The 17,970-nt window shown below is 61.3% G+C and carries 17 protein-coding genes; 7 read left to right on the top strand and 10 right to left on the bottom strand.

The annotated features are described in order from the left end of the window. Positions 1-7 precede the first annotated feature (7 nt). The 7 genes from AC07N8_RS00620 to AC07N8_RS00590 all read left to right on the top strand — a co-directional run bounded on the left by AC07N8_RS00620 (position 8) and on the right by AC07N8_RS00590 (position 4,465). Positions 8-1,588: an aldehyde dehydrogenase (NADP(+)) gene (locus AC07N8_RS00620; RefSeq protein WP_493144831.1), complete on the top strand. Its 1,581-nt coding sequence runs from the start codon at positions 8-10 to the stop codon at positions 1,586-1,588. Positions 1,589-1,752: 164 nt separating this feature from the next. Then, positions 1,753-2,049, top strand: coding sequence for a DUF5629 family protein (locus AC07N8_RS00615; protein WP_493144830.1), 297 nt, complete (start codon positions 1,753-1,755; stop codon positions 2,047-2,049). Further along, a complete protein-coding gene (locus AC07N8_RS00610) occupies positions 2,036-3,211 on the top strand; it encodes a lactonase family protein (RefSeq protein WP_493144828.1) in 1,176 nt (391 codons plus the stop codon). The genes AC07N8_RS00615 and AC07N8_RS00610 overlap by 14 nt, the downstream gene beginning before the upstream one ends. Positions 3,212-3,367: 156 nt before the next feature. Beyond that, positions 3,368-3,547, top strand: coding sequence for a hypothetical protein (locus AC07N8_RS00605; protein WP_483844041.1), 180 nt, complete (start codon positions 3,368-3,370; stop codon positions 3,545-3,547). Between the two features lie 210 nt (positions 3,548-3,757). Then, positions 3,758-3,883, top strand: coding sequence for a hypothetical protein (locus tag AC07N8_RS00600; protein ID WP_483844042.1), 126 nt, complete (start codon positions 3,758-3,760; stop codon positions 3,881-3,883). Between the two features lie 115 nt (positions 3,884-3,998). Continuing rightward, the gene (locus AC07N8_RS00595) at positions 3,999-4,211 is read left to right on the top strand and encodes a hypothetical protein (RefSeq protein ID WP_483844043.1); all 213 of its coding nucleotides are present in this window, start codon (positions 3,999-4,001) and stop codon (positions 4,209-4,211) included. Then, on the top strand, positions 4,208-4,465 hold the full coding sequence (locus tag AC07N8_RS00590) for a hypothetical protein (RefSeq protein WP_483844044.1): 258 nt from the start codon (positions 4,208-4,210) through the stop codon (positions 4,463-4,465). The genes AC07N8_RS00595 and AC07N8_RS00590 overlap by 4 nt, the downstream gene beginning before the upstream one ends. Positions 4,466-4,495: 30 nt before the next feature. On the opposite strand, the gene AC07N8_RS00585 is transcribed toward AC07N8_RS00590, so the two are convergent. From AC07N8_RS00585 to AC07N8_RS00540, 10 genes are all read right to left on the bottom strand, one after another. Then, complete coding sequence (locus AC07N8_RS00585; RefSeq protein WP_493144825.1) at positions 4,496-5,092, bottom strand: glutathione S-transferase; 597 nt, start codon at positions 5,090-5,092, stop codon at positions 4,496-4,498. Then, the gene (locus AC07N8_RS00580; protein ID WP_493144823.1) at positions 5,089-8,730 is read right to left on the bottom strand and encodes an AAA family ATPase; all 3,642 of its coding nucleotides are present in this window, start codon (positions 8,728-8,730) and stop codon (positions 5,089-5,091) included. The genes AC07N8_RS00585 and AC07N8_RS00580 overlap by 4 nt, the downstream gene beginning before the upstream one ends. Further along, entirely contained in the window at positions 8,727-9,971 is a 1,245-nt protein-coding gene (locus AC07N8_RS00575; protein WP_493144821.1) for an exonuclease SbcCD subunit D C-terminal domain-containing protein, read from the bottom strand. The genes AC07N8_RS00580 and AC07N8_RS00575 overlap by 4 nt, the downstream gene beginning before the upstream one ends. A 167-nt stretch (positions 9,972-10,138) precedes the next feature. Further along, on the bottom strand, positions 10,139-11,779 hold the full coding sequence (locus AC07N8_RS00570; protein ID WP_493144819.1) for a BatD family protein: 1,641 nt from the start codon (positions 11,777-11,779) through the stop codon (positions 10,139-10,141). Next, the gene (locus AC07N8_RS00565) at positions 11,776-13,515 is read right to left on the bottom strand and encodes a VWA domain-containing protein (protein ID WP_493144817.1); all 1,740 of its coding nucleotides are present in this window, start codon (positions 13,513-13,515) and stop codon (positions 11,776-11,778) included. The genes AC07N8_RS00570 and AC07N8_RS00565 overlap by 4 nt, the downstream gene beginning before the upstream one ends. Then, the gene (locus AC07N8_RS00560; RefSeq protein ID WP_483844050.1) at positions 13,512-14,591 is read right to left on the bottom strand and encodes a vWA domain-containing protein; all 1,080 of its coding nucleotides are present in this window, start codon (positions 14,589-14,591) and stop codon (positions 13,512-13,514) included. Before AC07N8_RS00560 ends, AC07N8_RS00565 begins: the two co-directional genes overlap by 4 nt. Beyond that, the gene (locus AC07N8_RS00555) at positions 14,584-15,078 is read right to left on the bottom strand and encodes a DUF4381 domain-containing protein (protein WP_483844051.1); all 495 of its coding nucleotides are present in this window, start codon (positions 15,076-15,078) and stop codon (positions 14,584-14,586) included. The genes AC07N8_RS00560 and AC07N8_RS00555 overlap by 8 nt, the downstream gene beginning before the upstream one ends. Continuing rightward, positions 15,075-16,019, bottom strand: a complete 945-nt coding sequence (locus AC07N8_RS00550) for a DUF58 domain-containing protein (protein ID WP_483844052.1) — start codon at positions 16,017-16,019, stop codon at positions 15,075-15,077. The genes AC07N8_RS00555 and AC07N8_RS00550 overlap by 4 nt, the downstream gene beginning before the upstream one ends. 5 nt (positions 16,020-16,024) lie before the next feature. Then, positions 16,025-16,984: an AAA family ATPase gene (locus tag AC07N8_RS00545; protein WP_027923426.1), complete on the bottom strand. Its 960-nt coding sequence runs from the start codon at positions 16,982-16,984 to the stop codon at positions 16,025-16,027. Positions 16,985-17,269: 285 nt separating this feature from the next. Next, the gene (locus tag AC07N8_RS00540; RefSeq protein WP_483844053.1) at positions 17,270-17,623 is read right to left on the bottom strand and encodes a hypothetical protein; all 354 of its coding nucleotides are present in this window, start codon (positions 17,621-17,623) and stop codon (positions 17,270-17,272) included. Positions 17,624-17,970: the final 347 nt, after the last annotated feature.

The raw sequence follows: 17,970 nt of genomic DNA, 5'->3' as shown, positions 1-17,970 counted from the left end.
GACATGCATGACCCAGATCCTTGGACACAACTACATCGGTGGCCAGCGCAGCGCTGTCGGCTCACTCAAGCTCCAGAGCATCGATGCCAGCACCGGTGAAGCGTTGCCACACGATTTTTACCAGGCCACCCCGGAAGAAGTGGACGCCGCTGCCAAGGCTGCCGCGACGGCTTACCCGGCCTATCGCAGCCTGAGCGCGGAACGTCGTGCGCAATTCCTCGATGCGATTGCCGACGAACTGGACGCGCTGGGGGACGAGTTCGTCGCCGTGGTTTGCCGCGAAACCGCGCTGCCTGCCGGGCGCATTCAAGGCGAACGCGGTCGCATCAGTGGCCAGATGCGCCTGTTCGCCAAAGTGCTGCGTCGTGGTGATTTTTACGGTGCGCGGATCGACAAAGCATTGCCCGAGCGCACGCCACTGCCACGTCCGGACTTGCGCCAATACCGTATCGGGCTTGGCCCGGTCGCGGTGTTCGGCGCCAGCAACTTTCCATTGGCGTTTTCGACCGCTGGCGGCGACACCGCCTCGGCCCTGGCAGCCGGTTGCCCGGTGGTGTTCAAGGCTCATGGCGGCCACATGGCCACGGCCGAATGGGTGGCTGACGCAATCCTGCGCGCCGCAGAAAAAACAGGCATGCCGGCCGGTGTGTTCAATATGATCTACGGTGGCGGCGTCGGCGAAGCGCTGGTCAAGCACCCGGCGATTCTGGCCGTCGGCTTTACCGGCTCGCTAAAGGGCGGCCGAGCCCTGTGCGACATGGCCGCTGCACGCGCGCAGCCGATCCCGGTATTCGCGGAAATGTCGAGCATCAACCCGGTGATCGTGTTGCCGCAGGCGTTGCACAGCCGCGCTGAAACCGTCGCCCGTGACCTGACGGCGTCGGTGGTTCAGGGCTGTGGCCAGTTCTGCACCAATCCAGGGTTGGTGATCGGGATTCGCTCGCCGCAGTTCAGCGCGTTCGTGCAGCAGGTCGCGTGGTTGATCAACGATCAGCCGGCGCAAACCATGCTCAATGCCGGAACCTTGAGCAGCTATGGCAAAGGCCTGGAAAAACTCCTCGCGCATCCGGGCATCTCGCACCTGGCGGGCAGCGCGCAAAAGGGCAATCAGGCTCAGCCGCAACTGTTCAAGGCAGACGTCAACCTGTTGCTCGAGGGCGATGAAGTCTTGCAGGAAGAGGTGTTCGGTCCGACCACGGTGGTGGTGGAAGTGGCTGATCAGGCGCAATTGAGCGCTGCACTGAACGGGCTGCATGGCCAGCTCACGGCGACGGTCATTGGCGATCCGGCGGACTTCGAACAGTTCGGCGAGCTTACGGCGCTGCTGGAGCAAAAGGTCGGACGGATTCTGCTGAACGGCTATCCGACCGGCGTGGAAGTGTGCGATTCGATGGTCCACGGCGGACCGTACCCGGCGACGTCCGATGCGCGCGGCACGTCGGTGGGCACCTTGGCGATTGACCGCTTCCTGCGCCCGGTGTGCTTCCAGAACTACCCGGACAGCCTGCTGCCGGACGCGTTGAAGAATGGCAATCCGCTGCGCATCCAGCGCCTGGTGGATGGCCAACCATCCAGAGAAGCCCTGTAACAGCCACACCCTAATCCCCTGTGGGAGCGAGCCTGCTCGCGAAAGCGGTCTTTCATTCAACAATGATGTTGAATTTTAAATCGCCTTCGCGAGCAGGCTCGCTCCCACAGGGGGTCGGTGTCATGAGCTATCATTGCGTCTTTCCCATTCATAGATTGATTGCCATGACTGCCCAAGCCGACACCTTGCTCAACACCCTCGAACACTGCGATATGGTGGAAATCGACGGGTTGCACGCATTCGAATTCTCCCTCGATGAAGACGACAACCTGCACATCGAATGCATCGACGGTCGTGTGTCTAAGCACTGGGAGTTCACCCCGGCCGAAGTTGAGGCCGCGACTTTCGATCCAGACCTGCAAAGCTGGCTGATCACTGGCAGTTCCGGTGAGCATCGTCTGGTGTGTACGGAAGCATTCGGCGGCGGTGACGACGAGGACGGCGAGCATGAGGATGCGTAAGATCTGGCCTCTGTTGATGGCCGGCAGTATCGGTGCGATGGGCACTCAGGTCTCCTCGGCCGAGGACTATCAATTGCTGGTGGGTTCCTACACGGCGGGTCAGAGTCAGGGCATTTATCGCATGAGCTTCGACAGCTCGACCGGGCAGATCAACCCCACGCCATTGCAAGTGATCAAGAGTGAAAACCCGTCCTGGCTGACCCTGTCCAAGGATCAGCATCGGCTGTTCGTGGTCAACGAAAACGGTCCGGGGCAGAAAGATCCAGTCGGGCGCGTCAGCAGTTATGCCATTGATCCCAAGACCCATGCACTGAGCCTGATCAATCAGGTGCAGAGCCTGGGCAACGAGCCGACCCATTCGAGCCTCAGCGGCGATGGCAGTCATCTATTTGTCAGCAACTATTCGGTGGTGGAAGATCCGGGCGGCACCCTCGCGGTGTTGCCGGTGGGCGCTGATGGCAAACTCAACAGCGTGGTGCAGATGAGCAGTCATCCGTCGAGTCGGGTCAACCCCGAGCGGCAGATGTCGGCGCACGTGCATTCGACGATGTCCTCGCCGGACGGTCGCTACGTGTTCTCCAATGACCTGGGCGCGGACAAGGTTTTTGTCTATCGCTTCGACCCCAAGGCCAACCCGGATCTGCCATTGAAGCCAGCCCAACCGGCATCGGTGCAGTTGCCACCGGGTAGCGGGCCGCGTCATCTGCTGTTCAGCGCTGATGGCAAGCATGCCTGGCTGAGCATGGAAATGAGTGCTCAGGTGGCCGTGTTCGATTACAAGGACGGCACGCTGGCGCAAACGCAGATGGTCGACCTCGCTGCGGGCCAGCCTACGTCCGATAAGGCAGCGGCAGCGCTGCATGCCTCCGCTGATGGCAAATTCCTCTACGTCAGCAACCGTGGCACCGCCAATCAGTTGCTGGTGTTTGCCATCGACCCTGCGACGGGCCACCTCAAGGAACTGCAGCGACGCTCCGTGGAAGGCGACCATCCGCGCGAATTCAGCCTCGACCCCAGTGGCCAGTTCGTGTTGATTGCCAACCAGAAGAGCAACCAGATTGTCGTCGTCGAACGCGATGCCAAGACCGGTTTGTTGGGTAAAACCGTGCAAAAGCTGCCGATGGACGCGCCGAGCGACCTCAAGTTCATGCTGCGTCAATAGGCCGCAGGCCCCGGTACAAGGGGCCTGCAACCTTCTATTAATGATGCTGATATCTGCTAATGCTACAAAGCATTTCAAGACGCGGACCCTCGAAGGTTAAGTTTGCTTCACGGCCCCACCGGGCAAGCAAGCCAACTGAATCCGAGGAATACCGCCATGAACTTCAATCTCTTCTCTGTAATCGCCGCTTCCGCCATCTCCGCCACCGTTGCTCTGCCAGCCAGCGCCAACGTTGAAATCAGCGAGAAAAAATCCCACTCCCAGAGCTACACCCAGAAATACCTGCAACAGAGCGCCAACTTCTACGCCGCTCTGGATCACAAAACCCAAGCCTGAACTTCAAGCCCTGCACCTTTTATGCAGGAGCGAAGTCACTTGCGTCGATCAAGCTGAAAAGCTTCGAGAAACCTGAGTGATGTCGCTCCTGCATAACGCGTTTACGACAGCATCACATTGCCATCAACTCTCGACTTGATATCACATCGCCACGAGTCTAGATTTGACGCTGAGTTTTTGACTCCTTTTCTAATAACAAGGATCGACAGCATGGCGATGCGTCTGGCAGTGGTTCTTCTTTTTCTGTATTCCACCCCCATTGTTTCGGCTGTCCAGCCCGTTCCAGACGAGCCGGATGCTGCGCGCGAGCGCTTGATGAGTTTTATCGAAGACTGAAATAGACTGGCTTAATGATCAACGAAGCTGATGGTCACTATGGATAACCCTGAGTGGTTGCCACAGCTTTTTTGATTGATTCTGTGGGCATCGAAACATGCCCGCGGAGAACACCATGGCCAGCTCAATCCTCACTTCTGCCAAACACGGCGCCTACCTGGCTATCGGTCTTTACGTCGCAATGGTGCTGGTGGTCAGCCTTTCGGCTCAATCGCAACACACCATCGACGCGCCGATTCAGGTCGCCTATCCCGCCATCCAGTTCGAACACCGCGCTCAAGACGTCGTGGTCGATCACGCAGAACTGGCGGGAGTGGTCGGGGCATGAAAGGGCGCAAACTCTGGGTGATTGCCTTTCTGGCATTCATCACCAACGGTTCATCGTTGCTGGGCATCGGGCAGGCTTCGGCGGGTTCTGTGGCTCGCTCGATAGAGGCCAATCACAACCTTGCACGCAATATTGAAACGCAAAAGGCGATGGGGCTGTTGGCGGGTAATCCACCGATCAAGCGCCAGGTCGATTTCTTCGGGCGGTTTCAGGTGGATTGCTCGGTGTTGCGGATGTGTGAAGTGTTTGCCTGAGCGACCAGTCGCCACAAGTTATGTGTGGGGTTACTTGTGCATCACGCCGGTAAACAGGCCTGACTCCAAAAAACGCTGCAACCAGTCTTGCAGCCGCACATAAGGCGTCTGCGCAAACCACTCGCGATCGACATGGGCGAACTGCCGTATGAACGGCATCAACGCTACATCCGCCAGGCTTGGATGTTCGGCCAGCAAGTAATCGCGCCCCTGCAGCAATTCATCAAGCTGACGCAAAAACACCTCACCTTGTGCCCGATAAACCTCCATCGGCTGTTCGGGGTAACGTTCGGCGTATTTGTAGCGATTCAAATGCACCTTGAACACCTGATCGTTTGCTTCGATGAGGGCGGCGATCTGCGCCTGTCCGGCGGGATCATCTTTAAGCAACCAGTCCTGTGGATCATTTTGCGCCAACGCCCAGTGCATGATCGCCAGGCTTTCATCGATGACCCGACCATCAACGCTCAGCACCGGCACCGTGCCTTTGCTCGACAGCGCGAGCATCTCGGCGGGTTTGGCCTTGAGGCTGACCTCGACAATATCAACCGCGACCCCTGAATAACGCAGGGCCATGCGCGCACGCATGGCGTACGGGCAGCGGCGGAAGGAATACAGCGTATTCATTTCACCTCCAGCGTACTCAGGCCGTTGCCCTGGCGATGGACCTGAATCTGCACCGGAATCCGTTCATGCATTTCCTGCACATGGGAAATCACCGCGACTTTACGACCCTGAGCCTGCAAGCCATCGAGCGCGTCCATGGCCAGTTGCAGGGATTCCGGATCGAGGCTGCCGAAGCCTTCGTCGATGAACAGCGATTCGATTTTCAACGTGCTGGACGCCATCGACGCCAAGCCCAAGGCCAGCGCCAGCGACACCAGGAATGTCTCACCGCCCGACAGCGAGTGCACCGAACGCAGTTCATCGCCCATCTCGGTGTCCATCACCAGCAACCCGAGCATGCTGCCACCGCGCTTCAACCGATAACGGCGCACCAGTTGGCGCAGTTGCACGTTGGCGTGATGCACCAGCAAGTCGAGGTTGTACGCCTGCGCGATCTTGCGGAAGGTATCGCCGGTGGCCGAACCGATCAGTGCACTCAAGCGAGCCCAACGCTGATACTCGGTGTAGGCGTCGGCGATCTGCTGTGCCAGCGCCTGATTGGCGTTTTGCCGGCGCTGATCCTCGGCCTGTTCGGCGCGCAGTTCGGCGCAGCGGTGTTCGCTGGCGGCAAACAGGTTTTGCAGTTCGGCGAGCGCGCTGGCCAATTGATCGGCATCGAGGTTGCCATTGTGCTGCGCCTGATGATTGAGCAGGCGTTTGTCGCGCTCTTGCAGCAAGACCTTGGCCTGTTCGATGGCTTTTTCACTGTGCTGCAATTGCTGGCGCAGTTCGCTGACCTGTTGATCGTCGACGCTCAGCAACGCTTCCAGACCACCGTCATCCAACTCCGGATGCTGGGCGCGCCAATCGGCGATCTTGCTGCTCAACTCGCGGTCTTCGGTTTCCAGCGCTTGAGAGCGCTCGTGCAAGGCCTTGAGTTCGGCGGCGAGTTGCACCAGGCGCGTGCGCACGGTTTGCAGTTCTTGATTGGCAGCCGACTCTGCAGTGCGTGCCTGTTCGACCGCATGATCGAGCTGCTGCTGCCATTGCTCGGCACTGGCGTGTACGCCCAACAATTGCGTCAGGCTCTGCTGGCAGGCCTGCTGTTGCTCGGCGAGGGTATCGAACTGCTGCCTGGCGACTTCCAGTTGCTGAATGCGCGTTTGCTGGCGGTCCTGTTCTTTTTCCAGCGTCTGCTGGCGTTGCAGTTGTTCTCCGAGTTCATCGCGTTGCTGCTCGAGTTGCTCCAGGCGCTGGGCAATCTGCCGGTCGAGCTGCATGAACGTCGCGGCGGGCTCGTTGCGCAACGCTTCCAACGTCTCGCTCGGGAGCAGGGTGCTGAACGCCGTCAGTTCTTCATCCAGACGCTGGCGATCGCTGCTCAACTCGCGTTGCTGAGTACTCAAGTGCTGCGCCGCTTGCTGGCTCGCTGTTTCGGCACTGCGCAGTTGATGCTGAAGGCGCGCGGCGTCCTGTTGCAAGGTGAGCAGGGCGGTTTGCCGTTGTTCGTCCTGGGTGATGCTCTGGTTCAACTGAGTGTTTTGCTGCGTCAGCCAGGCATCGCGCTTGTTCGTGTCCTGCGCCAGCAATTGCGTCGACAAAGGATGCGCGTCGAGGCTTGGCGTCAGGGCTTGTTGCTGAGTGGCGAGTTGCTCTTGCTGCTGTAGCAGCTCTTTCTGCTGAGCGATCAAGCCACCGACTTCTCCGCGCAAGTCAGTGAGTTTTTCCTTCAGTTGGTCGACGGCTTTCTGCGCGTTGGCCTGCTCGCTTTCATCATGGCGGCCGAGGCTTTGCAGCAGCGCTTCTGGCTGATGATAAGGATGGTCGGGGCTACCGCAAACCGGACACGGTTGATCGTCCTGCAACTGCTCACGCAATTCTTCGACGCTGGCACTGCGGGCCAGACGCTGACGTTCCAGCAGTTCGCGGGTAACGGTCAGGGTCTGTTCGGCGACCGTCAGTTCGTTCTTGGTTTTTACCCCGTCCTGGGTCAGCCGGTCCCGTTCTTGCTGAGCGGTCGACTGGCGTTGTTGAAGCTCCGCGCCTCGGCTGTCCAGCTCCCGCTGCTGGCTCCACAGTCGTGTCAGCTCTTCGAAGGCCCGTAGCTGCTTGCGGTTGTCCTGCAACAGATTGCCGAGCAACTGGATCTGTTCAGCCACGGCTTCGGGCTCGGCGCCGGCCTCTTTGTAGAGCACTTCCAGCTGCTGCTTTTGCGCGGTGAATGCTTGCGCTGCGCGTGTGGCGCTGAGCTCCAGGGCGGCCATTTCGGCCTGGCCCTTGTTCAAGCGATTGCCGATCAACATCAGCTGTTGCAGGCGATCACGATAGGCATTCCACGCCTCGCTGAGCGGCGCCAGTGCGGCGCTTTGTTCTAGCTCCCCGGCGATGCGTTGCAGGCGTTCGGCGACGAGTTTCTGCTGGTCCAGCAAACCTTGAATGGTGCTCTGACCCTGAGTGCAGGCCAGTTCGGCTTGCTGCTTGAGATCGGCGCTGAGGCTCGCGTCCTTGACCAGACGGGCGAGGGTGCTTTGCGCTTCAAAGGCCTGGCGCAGCAGCGGCGCACTGTGGGTGTGCTGCTGTTGTGCTTCGGTCAGCGCGGTGTGGGCGCTGCTCAGGCTCTGTTCGAGTTGGGTCTGGCGCTCGGTCAGTTCCTGTTGCTGTTGCGTGTGTTGCTGAATCTGCGCGGCCAGTGGTGTGAGCTGGGCGGTGAGTTCGGTTTTGCGGGCGAATTGGTGCCGTTGCGGGGCCAACTGCTCCAGGCGCGTCAGTTTCAGGCGTTCGCCGACCTGACTTTCCCAGTCTTGCTGCGCACCGGTCAATTGCTCCGTGGCGCTCAGTTGTTCGTCCTGCAACTGGCGCAGCTCTTTGAGCCAGGTGTGCTGCAGCTCAAGCTGCTTGAACTGCGCCTGCTGTGTCTTCAGCTGTTGCTGCGCTTCATTGAAGCGCTCATCCAGTTCGGCGCGGGCTTCGGGTGCCAGCGGTGTTACGCCGGTGGCCTGGTCCTGCAACAGTTTGTGCGCTTCACGCGCCTCTTTGGTCTTGTCGAACGCGCGGCGACCGAGCTGGGTGTACAGCGCGGTGTCGGTGAGTTTTTCCAGCAGTTCGCTGCGTTCGTTGTCGTTGGCCTTGAGGAAGGCGCTAAATTCGCTCTGGGCGAGCAAAACGGCGCGGGTGAACTGCTCGAAATTGAGGCCCAATACGGACTCGAGCTGGGTTTTGAACTCGACTTTCTGGCTGGCCAGCAGTTGATCCTGATCGATGTCGCGCAAGCTCTGGCGACTGGCTTGCAGCTTGCCGCCAGCCTTTTCCCGGGCGCGATTGGCTTCCCAGCGGGCGCGGTAACGCCGGCCGTCGATGCCGACGAAATCCACTTCGGCATAGCCTTCGCCGGTGCCGCGACGCAACAACGTGCGCGGGTCGCCGGTGCTGATTTCACCATCGGCGTCCGGTGCTTTCGCCGACACTTGCGCATTGCTCAGGCGCGGTACGGCGCCAAACAGGGCCAGGCACAAGGCATCGAGCAAGGTGCTTTTGCCGGCACCAGTCGGCCCGGTGATCGCAAACAAACCGGCGCTGGCCAAGGGTTCGGCGGTGAAGTCGATCTCAAACGGCCCTGCCAGGGAGGCGAGGTTTTTCAGGCGGATCGCGAGGATTTTCATGGCTGTTCGCTCTCCATCTGCACGTCTTGCAGCAACTCGGCAAAGTCCTTCAGCGTTTGCTCATCGACCTCACTACCGTAGCTGTCCTGCCAGGCGCGACTGAACAACTCCTGAGGCGTGAGCTGATCCAGTTCGACCAGCGTGGTGCCGTCGACGACGCCGTCACGGCTACCGTTGCCGGCGTACTCGGCGGCGATGCGCACCAGACGCACGGCTTTGCCTTGCAGGGCGGTTTCAATCTGATGACGCAGGTCGGGTTGTGGCTCGTCGAGGCGAACGCGGACTTCCAACCACGGTTGGCGCTGGATGTCGGCCAGCAAATCGATGTTGGGCAGGTCGGCCAGTTGCAGGAGGATCTCTGCCAGCGGCGCCGGGCCGATGCGTTGCAGGTTCACTGCCCTAGGAATCAGTTTCGGTTCGACGCTGACCAGGGTTTCGCCGTCGAGGGTGACGTCGAGAATCTGATGTTGATAACCGATCTCGGAGAACGACAGCGGAATCGGCGAGCCGCTGTAGCGGATGCGCTCTTCGCCGTTGACCTTCTGCGGCTTGTGCAAATGACCGAGGGCGACGTAACTGATGCTGGGTCCGAACAGGCTGGCGGGCAAGGCCTCGGCGTTGCCGATGATCAGGCTGCGCTCGGAATCTTCAGACACCGAGCCGCCGGCCATGTGCGCGTGGCTGATGGCGATTAATGCCTGGCCGGGTGTGCGCTTGGCGTTGGCCGCTTCGATCAGCCATTCGTGAACCTGGCCAATCCCGCGCAAATAGTTGTCGCCCAACTGCGCGCCGGTAACTTCGGCAGGGCGCAGGAATGGCAGCGCCAGGCACCAGCCGGCAATCTCACCGCTTGCATCCGGTAACGGCAGCAACAGGCGTTCAGCGTCCAGTTGCCCGTCGTCCAGCCACAACACGCGGCCGAGCGCATGGGTGCGCAAGCGGCGCATCAATGGCGCGGGCAGTTCGATTCGCGAGCCGGAATCGTGGTTGCCGGCGATCATCACGATGGTCAGCAATGGTTGCTGTTCATGAGCGCTGACGATGAAGTCGTAGAGGCGTTCCTGGGCTTTGACCGGCGGGTTGACCGTGTCGAAGATATCGCCGGCTATCAGCAACACATCGGGTTGGTCCAGCTTCAGCTGGCGCAACAACCACTCGAGAAAACAGGCGTGCTCGAAATCGCGTTCCTGGCCGTGCAGATTCTGCCCAAGGTGCCAGTCGGAGGTGTGGAACAGACGCAAGGCGGACTCCGTTGCAAATAAGGTGATGGCCGCGTGAGGAATGAGGGCGGCTAAAGGGGAAGGAGTTTACTGGCAAAAAAAGCGTGGCGCGCGGTGGATGTGATGAAACCGCAGAGTTGTGGTGAGGGGGCTTGCCACAGGCAAGCCCCCTCACCACAAAAGCTCGATTATTTGGGGTATAGGGGAGGGAGCCCGCTATCACCCACCGGATCCTGAACCCGCTCGGCAATCGGGATCGCCTTGATCGCGCGCCACAGTTCTTCGCCTTGCCAGTGCTGGCCGGTTTCGCTGTAGAGCGCACCGTTCAAGCCGTCCAGCGCATCGGACAAAGGCACGAAACGGGCGGCCATGTCGGCCAGGGTTTCCGGTTGTTGCCGGGCCCAGGCGTCGAGCGCCTGGCGGGTGGCGTGGGAGTCGTTCGCCAGGCAGGCGCGCTTGAGGTCGTCGAGGACAGTGCGCGGGCTCGGGCCGGTCTGCGTCGCACGCAGGATCGCCGGTTGCCAGCGCGCGCGCCACCAGAGGCCGAAGCCGAGCAGGGTGGTGCAGGCCAGGATCAGCGTGCTGAGTTTCCAGCGCCACAGGGTTTCGCTGTCCACGGTGGAACCGACCTGAGGCATCCCGGCCGGCGTATCGACCTGCATGCTCGGGTTGTTCGCGACTTGCAGCGTTCGCGCCGGCAGGCTGCTGCGTTCCAGATGATCTTCAAAGGTGTTCCACCAGACCACGTCCACCGCCGGCAATTCGATTGCACCGCTGCGCGCAGGCACCAGGGCTTCACGGTCTTCGCGACTGCCGATCAGGCCGCGCTCACTGTTCTGGTTGCCCAGTACCGGTTGATCCGGATAGCGCCGCAAGCCGTTGACGTCGGTGGCGGGCAGCGGCGGCAGTTGCGAACTGGCCAGGCCTTCAACTTTGAGGATCAGGCTGCGGGTCAACGAGTCGCCGACCTGGGTGTGGTCCGGTTCCGGGTTCCAGCTTTCGCTCAGCGTCACGCTGCGAGCCGGCAGCCAGGGCAGGTCAGCCGGGTAGGTGATGGGTTTGGCCTTGACCGTCAGCAACATCTGCGTGGAGCTGACGCGCATCAGCTTGCCGGATTTCGGCACCTGGGCGGCGGCGTCCTGCGCGGGCTGGGTGTCGACCAGCGTGGCGCTGAAGATCTGCGCCGGAATCGCCAATTCGCCGCTGTGTTGCGGATAAATCGCGTAGCGCATTTCGATCACGCCATGGCGCAGGCCGTTGATGACTTTTTCGTAGGTGCGCGACTCGCCCAGTTGTTCGATGCGCGCATCGGGCACCTGCAACGGGGTCAGGCTGCTGTCGTCGTACAGCGACACCGAATGGTAGATGCGCAAGGTCAGGATCGCCTGGGCCTGCACGTACACACTGCTCTGGTCGAGGCTGGCGTCGATGAACACCGGGGCCAGTTTGGTCGCCGTGTCCTGGTTTTCGCTCTCGACCACTTGCAGCGTGATCGATTGGCTCTGCGCCTCGCCCAGTTGCAACGGCGGAATGGTCACGCTGCCGTTTTCCTTGGGCAGCAAGGTAATGATCCAGCGCGTGGTCGCGCGGTTGTCGCCACTGAGGGTGTTCAACTGATTGACCTGACGGGTGCCGCGCACTTCGAACAGCGGCTCCAGCGGGCTCATGTCCGGCTTGCCGAACTGGGTGACGTCGCTGGATTCAAGGGTCAGCTCGACCGTCTCGCCGGAGTTCAGGCGACTGCGATCAACGCTGGCCACGAGCCCCTCTGCCTGAGCCTGAACGGCACAGCACAGCAGGGCAAGCATGAAGAGGGTGAAGCGGGTCATCGAGTTTTTCCCTGATCCTGATGTTGTTGCTGCTCGTACCAGAATTTGCGCCGGAGCAGTTCACCCGGGTCATCCGGGATCTTGCGCAACCATTGCTCCAGCGCTTGAAGCTGTTCGCCTTCGATCGTGTCGCTGGTCGGACGCGGTGGCGGCTTGGTGCTTTGCTCGTCGCCCAACTCGCTGCCCGGCACCTCATTGGCGCCCGGTTTCGGTGGCGAGGTGGTCTGTTGTTTGGCGTCCGGCGTGGTCTGTTGGACGTCGGTTTGCGGTTCACCTTCGCTCGTCGGTTGCGTGGCCGCACCGGGCTGCGATTCTTGCTCGGTGGACGGTGCCTTGTTGTCGTCGGAGGTCTCGGGCTCAACCGGTGGCGGAGTGTTTTTCTGTTTGAGCAGACTCTCCACCAACGCCTTGTTGGTCAGGGCCGGGCGCAAATCCGGTTGCAGTTCCAGCGCCTGTTCGTAAGCATCCAGCGCGGCTTCCAGTTCTCCACCTTTGGCCAGGGCATTGCCTCGATTGTAGTGGGCGTGGGCGTCACTTCCCTGGGCAAACCGCTGGGCGGCGCCACTGTAGTCGCCAGCTTCATACAGCGCCACGCCTTGCCATTGCGGATCCTCGAAATACTGTGCAGCCCTGGCCGGGTGGTCTTGCCTGAGCAAATGCAGGCCCCGTTGATCGGGGCGCAGCCACAGGTCTTCAAAGTCGAAGGCGTAACTCGGTTGCGGCAGCGCCAACAGCAACGGCAGGCAGAACAACCAGCCGCGCCGCCCGGCGCACGCCGCCAGCAACAACAGCGGCAGCAACAGCCAGTAACCCTGGTCGGCCCAGGTGTCGAGACGCAACATCTGTCCGTCGTTGCGTAACATGCGCGGGCCATCCAGCAGTCCGAGTGCGCGCAGGTCGGCCTCGTCCAGTTGCGCCTGGCGATAGCGTCCGCCGAGCTCATGGGCAAAGGCTTTGAGGCTTGAGTTGTCCAGGCGCGGCACCAGAATTGCGCCTTCACTGTCCTTGAGGAAGCTGCCGTCCTCCTGAGCCACCGGTGCACCTTCGGCGGTGCCGATGCCCAGCATCAAGAATTCGGTCGAGTGGCCGTCCAATGCCTGATGGATGCCTTCGCGTTCCTGTTCGGTCAGGGTCGAACTGATCAGCAGGATCCGGCCATCGCCCAAAGCTCCCTGACTTAGCAGAGCCAGGGCCTTGTTCACCGCGAGATCGGCGCGATGGCCGGCCTCGGGCATCAGCGACGGTTTCAGCGCATCGAGCAGGTTGCGGCTGGTCGACAGATCATCCGACAGCGGCACCAAGGTGTGAGCGCTGCCGGCGTAGACGACGATGGCCGTCTGGGCGTCGCTGCGCACCTCAAGCAGATCGAGCAGCTTGCGTCGCGCTTGTTCCAGGCGATTTGGCGTCACGTCGGTGGCGAGCATTTCCGGGGTCAGCTCAAGCACCACCACCAGCGGGTCGGCGGGTTTCTGACTGTTTTGTTCGACCCGCTGCCAACTCGGGCCGAGCAGCGCCAGCACGGTCAACACCCATGCCAGGCCAAGCACGACCCACGGCAGTTTGCTGTCGCGTCCGTTGCCACCGCTGAGCAGTGCTGCGTGAAAGGCCGGCGGCAGAATCATCTGCCAGCGCCCGGCGCGCTTTTGCCGGTGCCAGAGTTGCCACAGCAGCCAGCCGAGCACCGGCAACAGCAACAGCCACCACGGGCGAAACCAGAAAGGCCAGAGCGCGCTCATCGGCGTCTCCGCACGCGCAGGCGCTTGAGGCGCTGGCGCCAGTCAGGCAGGGGCGATTGCAAGAACAGATCCTTGGTAAACAGGCGTTGCAACAGGTTATCCGGCCAGCGTTCGCGCACCACCAACAGCATGCTCAGCAGCAGGGCCATCGCCAGCGGCCAGTGGTACAACGCCTGCGCCGGGCGAGCCTGGGTCGGTTGTTGTGTCACCGGTTCGAGTTTGTCGAGGGTGTCCTTGATGATCTGTAGTTCGTTACCGTCATGGGCGCGGAAGTACTGACCACCAGTGGCCTCGGCGATGGCTTTCAGGGCCGGCTCATCGAGGTCCAGGCTCGGGTTGACGCCGAGGAAGCCCAGCGTGCCGCTTTCTTCCGGGTTGGCGCCGATGCCGATGGGGTAGATTTTCACCCCTTCGCTGGCCGCCAGTCTTGCTGCCGTCAACGGGTCGATTTCGCCGCCGTTGTTGGCGCCGTCAGTCACCAGAATCAACACGCGGCTCTGTGCCGGGCGCAGGCGCAGGCGTTTAAGGGCCAGCCCGATGGCATCGCCGATGGCAGTATTCTTGCCGGCGATGCCGATGCGCGCTTCGTCGAGCCACACTCGCACGGTGTGGCGGTCGAAGGTCAGCGGCGCTTGCAGATAGGCCTGGCTGCCAAACAGGATCAGGCCGACCCGATCGCCATCGCGGCTTTCGAGGAAATCACCGAGCAAATGTTGCACCAGGCTCAAGCGGCTGACGTCCTCGTCCTGCCACTGCATGTCGGGGAAATCCATCGAGCCGGAAACGTCCACCGCCACCAGCAAGTCGCGGCCACTGGCGGCAATTGGCAGCGGTTCGCCGAGCCATTGCGGGCGCGCGGCGGCGATCAGCAGCAACAGCCACAGCAGCATGAACGGTGCCTGCTGACGCCAGGCCGGCAGGTTAGCCCGCGCACGGCGGCGGGCCAGGCCTTCGAGGTCATTGAGGAAGCTGACTTTGAGGGCCGGCTCGCCGCTGTCGGCCACTGGCAGCAACACGCGCATCAGCCACGGCAGGGGCAGCAAGGCAAATATCCACGGCCAGGCGAACTCAAACATGTTTGCGAATCCAGGTGTCGACGGCTTGGGTCAGGCCGGCGATGGCCTTGTCGTCGAGTTTGCATTCGGGTTTGTAGGCGCCTTCCACCAGCACCATCCAGCGCGTCAGGCCGGCCGCCGGGCAGCGGTTGTCGAGAAAGGCCAGCCATTTGCGCCCGTTGAGGGTGTGGCTCTGGCTGTAGGGGTAGTGGTTGCGGCACAGGCGCTTGAGCAAGCCGTTGAGCTGTTGCAACCAGGCACCGGCCGGTGCGCCGTCGTAGGGCTTGGGCATTTGCGCCAGTTCGGCCAGTGCGGCGAGACGCACCGGGTCCAGCGGTTGTTCGGCGCGAACGATGGGACGTTTGCGCACGAGCAAGTGTCGCATCCGCCACAAGCCAAAGCCGATCAGCGGCAGCAATAACAGCAACAGCCACCAGCCCGGCGCGGGCGGCCAGAATTCGATAGGCGGCGGCGTAATCAGCGGCTGCAATTGATCGAGGCTGCTCATCGACCTTTCCCCGGTTTCTGAGGGTTCAGAAACTCGCGCAGTTGTTCGACCATTTCACTCTGGGTGCTCAACGGCATCAGCAACACGCGCAGCTTCTGGGCGAGCAATTCCCAGCGGGCGATGCGCGCTTCGGCCTGCGCGCGGTAGGTCTGGCGCAGGTCGAAATTCAGGGTGTCGAGTTCCAGTTGCGCACCGCGTTCGGCGAAACGCAGCAAACCGGCGGCGGGCAGGGCGTGATCCAGCGGATCGGAGAGGGGCAGCAGCAACAGGTCGCAATGGCGCGACAGCAGGCTCAGCTGTTGTTCCGAACCTTCGGTCAAGGCGCGCTCGTCGCAGATAACGATCACCAGGCTGCCGGGGCGTAACACTTCCCGCGCCCGACGCAGGGCCATGTTGAGGGAATCGCGGTTCTGCTCGGTTTCGGTGTGCAGCGATTGATTGACCCGCACCAGCCGGTTGAGCAATTGCAGCAGGCTCTGTTTGCTGCGCCGTGGCTTGATTTCGTAATGCTCGTTGTCGCCGAACACCAACCCGCCGACCCGGTCGTTATGACCCAGCGCGGCCCAGCCGATCAGGCTCGCGGCCTGAGCGGCAAGCACTGATTTGAACATCAGGCCTGATCCGAAGAACAACCGGCAGCTTTGCTCGACCATGATGAAAATCGGCCGCTCGCGTTCTTCATGGAACAGTTTGGTATGGGGTTCCTGGGTGCGCGCGGTCACGCGCCAGTCGATGGTGCGCACATCGTCGCCGGCCTGATACACCCGCACCTGGTCGAAGTCGACGCCGCGCCCGCGAAATTTCGAGTGATGCAGGCCGATCAGCGGGCTGCGCTGGCTCGGCGTGGAGAATAACTGCACTTCACGCACGCGATGGCGCATGTCGATCAGCTCGGCGAGGCTGACACGGATGCCCGGCTCGGGCGGCAGTAGGGCGTTCATCGGGGTCAAGCGACGGCTACGACGTCGAGAATCCGCTGGACCACCCGGTCCTGGTCGATGCCAGCCGCTTCGGCTTCAAAGGACAGAATGATGCGGTGGCGCAGCACGTCAAACAGCACGGCCTGGATGTCTTCCGGGCTGACGAAGTCGCGGCCGGCCAGCCAGGCGTGAGCGCGGGCGCAACGGTCGAGGGCGATGGAGCCGCGAGGGCTGGCGCCGTAGGCAATCCAGTCGGCCATTTCCGGGTCGAACTTGCCTGGGTTGCGCGTGGCCATGACCAGTTGCACCAGGTATTCCTCCACTGCGTCGGCCATGTACAAACCGAGGATTTCCTTGCGCGCGGCGAAGATCGCCTGCTGGCTGACCCGACGTTCTGGCTTGGTTTCGCCGTTCAGGGCTTCGCCACGGGCCTGCTGGAGGATCTTGCGTTCGACCGCGGCGTCGGGGAAGCCGATTTTCACGTGCATCAGGAAACGGTCGAGCTGGGCTTCGGGCAGCGGGTAGGTGCCTTCCTGCTCGATCGGGTTTTGCGTGGCCATCACCAGAAACAGCGGCGACAGCTCATAGGTGCTGCGCCCGACACTGACCTGACGCTCGGCCATGGCTTCGAGCAACGCCGACTGAACCTTCGCTGGGGCGCGGTTGATTTCGTCCGCCAGTACCAGGTTGTGGAAGATCGGACCTTGCTGGAAAACAAAGCTGCCGGTTTCCGGGCGATAGATTTCCGTGCCGGTGATGTCGGCCGGCAACAGGTCGGGGGTGAACTGGATGCGGTGGAACTGCGCTTCGATCCCTTCGGCAAGCTCTTTGATGGCCTTGGTCTTGGCCAGGCCCGGGGCGCCCTCGACCAACATGTGGCCGTCGGCAAGCAAAGCGATGAGCAAGCGCTCGATGAGTTTTTCCTGGCCGAGAATCTGCGTTGAAAGAAAGGTTCGCAGCGCAAGCAGCGCTTCACGATGTTCCATCGATGACTGTTCCTGGAGAAGGTGGCCGAAGTCGTTCGAATAACGCTTGGGCTGGGGGCGTTACTTTAATCCATCGCGGGGGGCGGCGACTAACGGCATTTTGTGCAAAGTAAGGTAAATGATTGGTGGAATTGTCTGAAATTTGTCCGGGTCGGAAAGTGTTGCCGTTCTTTCGGGCCTCTTCGCGAGCAGGCTCGCTCCCACAGTTGACCGAGTCGTTTGATTGAAACGCGGTCAATGTGGGAGCGAGCCTGCTCGCGAAGGGGCCGGCAAAAGCACTGATATTCAGAGCTGGCTTATATAAGTCCCCGTCCCCTCAAGAATATTTTTCAGCGTTTCCTCGACTTCCGCCAAATCCCCAGCCTCCGTGTTGTGAATGATTTCCAAAGAATCATCCCCATTCAACGCATCCGCATCCGCCGCGGCGATTTCGATCAGCAGCCGGGTAGGGCTGAGGGTGACTTTCACGCCGTCCAGGGTCGAAGGCTCGCCGTCGAGGGTGATTTCCAGTTCATCCTCGTCCGGGTAGCGGGTCATCAGGAACATGTCGCCCGCCTCGCTGTGGCAGCAGAGCATGGCCATGTTGTCTTCCTCGTCATCGCAAGGGTTCACAATCAAGAGGGCGGTGGTCATTTGCATGGGGAATTCCTGGCTCGACGAGCGTGGTGAAGACGCACAAAACGCAATTCTGCCAGCCCAACGGAATTTCTGCTCGGCTGAGTGTCAGAGGAGGGGCGTGGACACTTGGAGTGTTACTGGTCATTTCTGGTACGCAGGTGCCGGAAAACCGGGGATAAAACGCCCGTTTTTGCCCACGGCTGCTAGTGTTGTTCGAGGCGTGTGCCGCCAGTTGCGTACCGATGACCGAATATGTCGCAGCACCGCAAGCACGGGCCTCGCCGCACTCGTTAAGCTGCGCAACGGATGAGCACCTGTAAAGACATTGCGCTGTTCGCAGCCCAGTCGGTTTTGCAGATGCCCATTCA

It is taken from the genome of Pseudomonas sp. GW821-FHT10C09 (genome assembly GCF_059415465.1).
Note: the sequence above shows the minus strand (reverse complement) of the source record. Positions and strands in the feature narration are given on the sequence as shown.

Excerpts from the sequence above, each read along its gene's own strand:
- AC07N8_RS00590 (WP_483844044.1), top strand. The coding sequence starts at position 4,208 with ATGAAAGGGCGCAAACTCTGGGTGATTGCCTTTCTGGCATTCATCACC.
- AC07N8_RS00565 (WP_493144817.1), bottom strand. The coding sequence starts at position 13,515 with ATGAGCGCGCTCTGGCCTTTCTGGTTTCGCCCGTGGTGGCTGTTGCTG.
- AC07N8_RS00555 (WP_483844051.1), bottom strand. The coding sequence starts at position 15,078 with ATGAGCAGCCTCGATCAATTGCAGCCGCTGATTACGCCGCCGCCTATC.
- AC07N8_RS00545 (WP_027923426.1), bottom strand. The coding sequence starts at position 16,984 with ATGGAACATCGTGAAGCGCTGCTTGCGCTGCGAACCTTTCTTTCAACG.
- AC07N8_RS00550 (WP_483844052.1), bottom strand. The coding sequence starts at position 16,019 with ATGAACGCCCTACTGCCGCCCGAGCCGGGCATCCGTGTCAGCCTCGCC.
- AC07N8_RS00585 (WP_493144825.1), bottom strand. The coding sequence starts at position 5,092 with ATGAATACGCTGTATTCCTTCCGCCGCTGCCCGTACGCCATGCGTGCG.
- AC07N8_RS00540 (WP_483844053.1), bottom strand. The coding sequence starts at position 17,623 with ATGCAAATGACCACCGCCCTCTTGATTGTGAACCCTTGCGATGACGAG.
- AC07N8_RS00560 (WP_483844050.1), bottom strand. The coding sequence starts at position 14,591 with ATGTTTGAGTTCGCCTGGCCGTGGATATTTGCCTTGCTGCCCCTGCCG.
- AC07N8_RS00600 (WP_483844042.1), top strand. The coding sequence starts at position 3,758 with ATGGCGATGCGTCTGGCAGTGGTTCTTCTTTTTCTGTATTCCACCCCC.
- AC07N8_RS00605 (WP_483844041.1), top strand. The coding sequence starts at position 3,368 with ATGAACTTCAATCTCTTCTCTGTAATCGCCGCTTCCGCCATCTCCGCC.
- AC07N8_RS00580 (WP_493144823.1), bottom strand. The coding sequence starts at position 8,730 with ATGAAAATCCTCGCGATCCGCCTGAAAAACCTCGCCTCCCTGGCAGGG.
- AC07N8_RS00570 (WP_493144819.1), bottom strand. The coding sequence starts at position 11,779 with ATGACCCGCTTCACCCTCTTCATGCTTGCCCTGCTGTGCTGTGCCGTT.
- AC07N8_RS00615 (WP_493144830.1), top strand. The coding sequence starts at position 1,753 with ATGACTGCCCAAGCCGACACCTTGCTCAACACCCTCGAACACTGCGAT.
- AC07N8_RS00620 (WP_493144831.1), top strand. The coding sequence starts at position 8 with ATGACCCAGATCCTTGGACACAACTACATCGGTGGCCAGCGCAGCGCT.
- AC07N8_RS00595 (WP_483844043.1), top strand. The coding sequence starts at position 3,999 with ATGGCCAGCTCAATCCTCACTTCTGCCAAACACGGCGCCTACCTGGCT.
- AC07N8_RS00610 (WP_493144828.1), top strand. The coding sequence starts at position 2,036 with ATGAGGATGCGTAAGATCTGGCCTCTGTTGATGGCCGGCAGTATCGGT.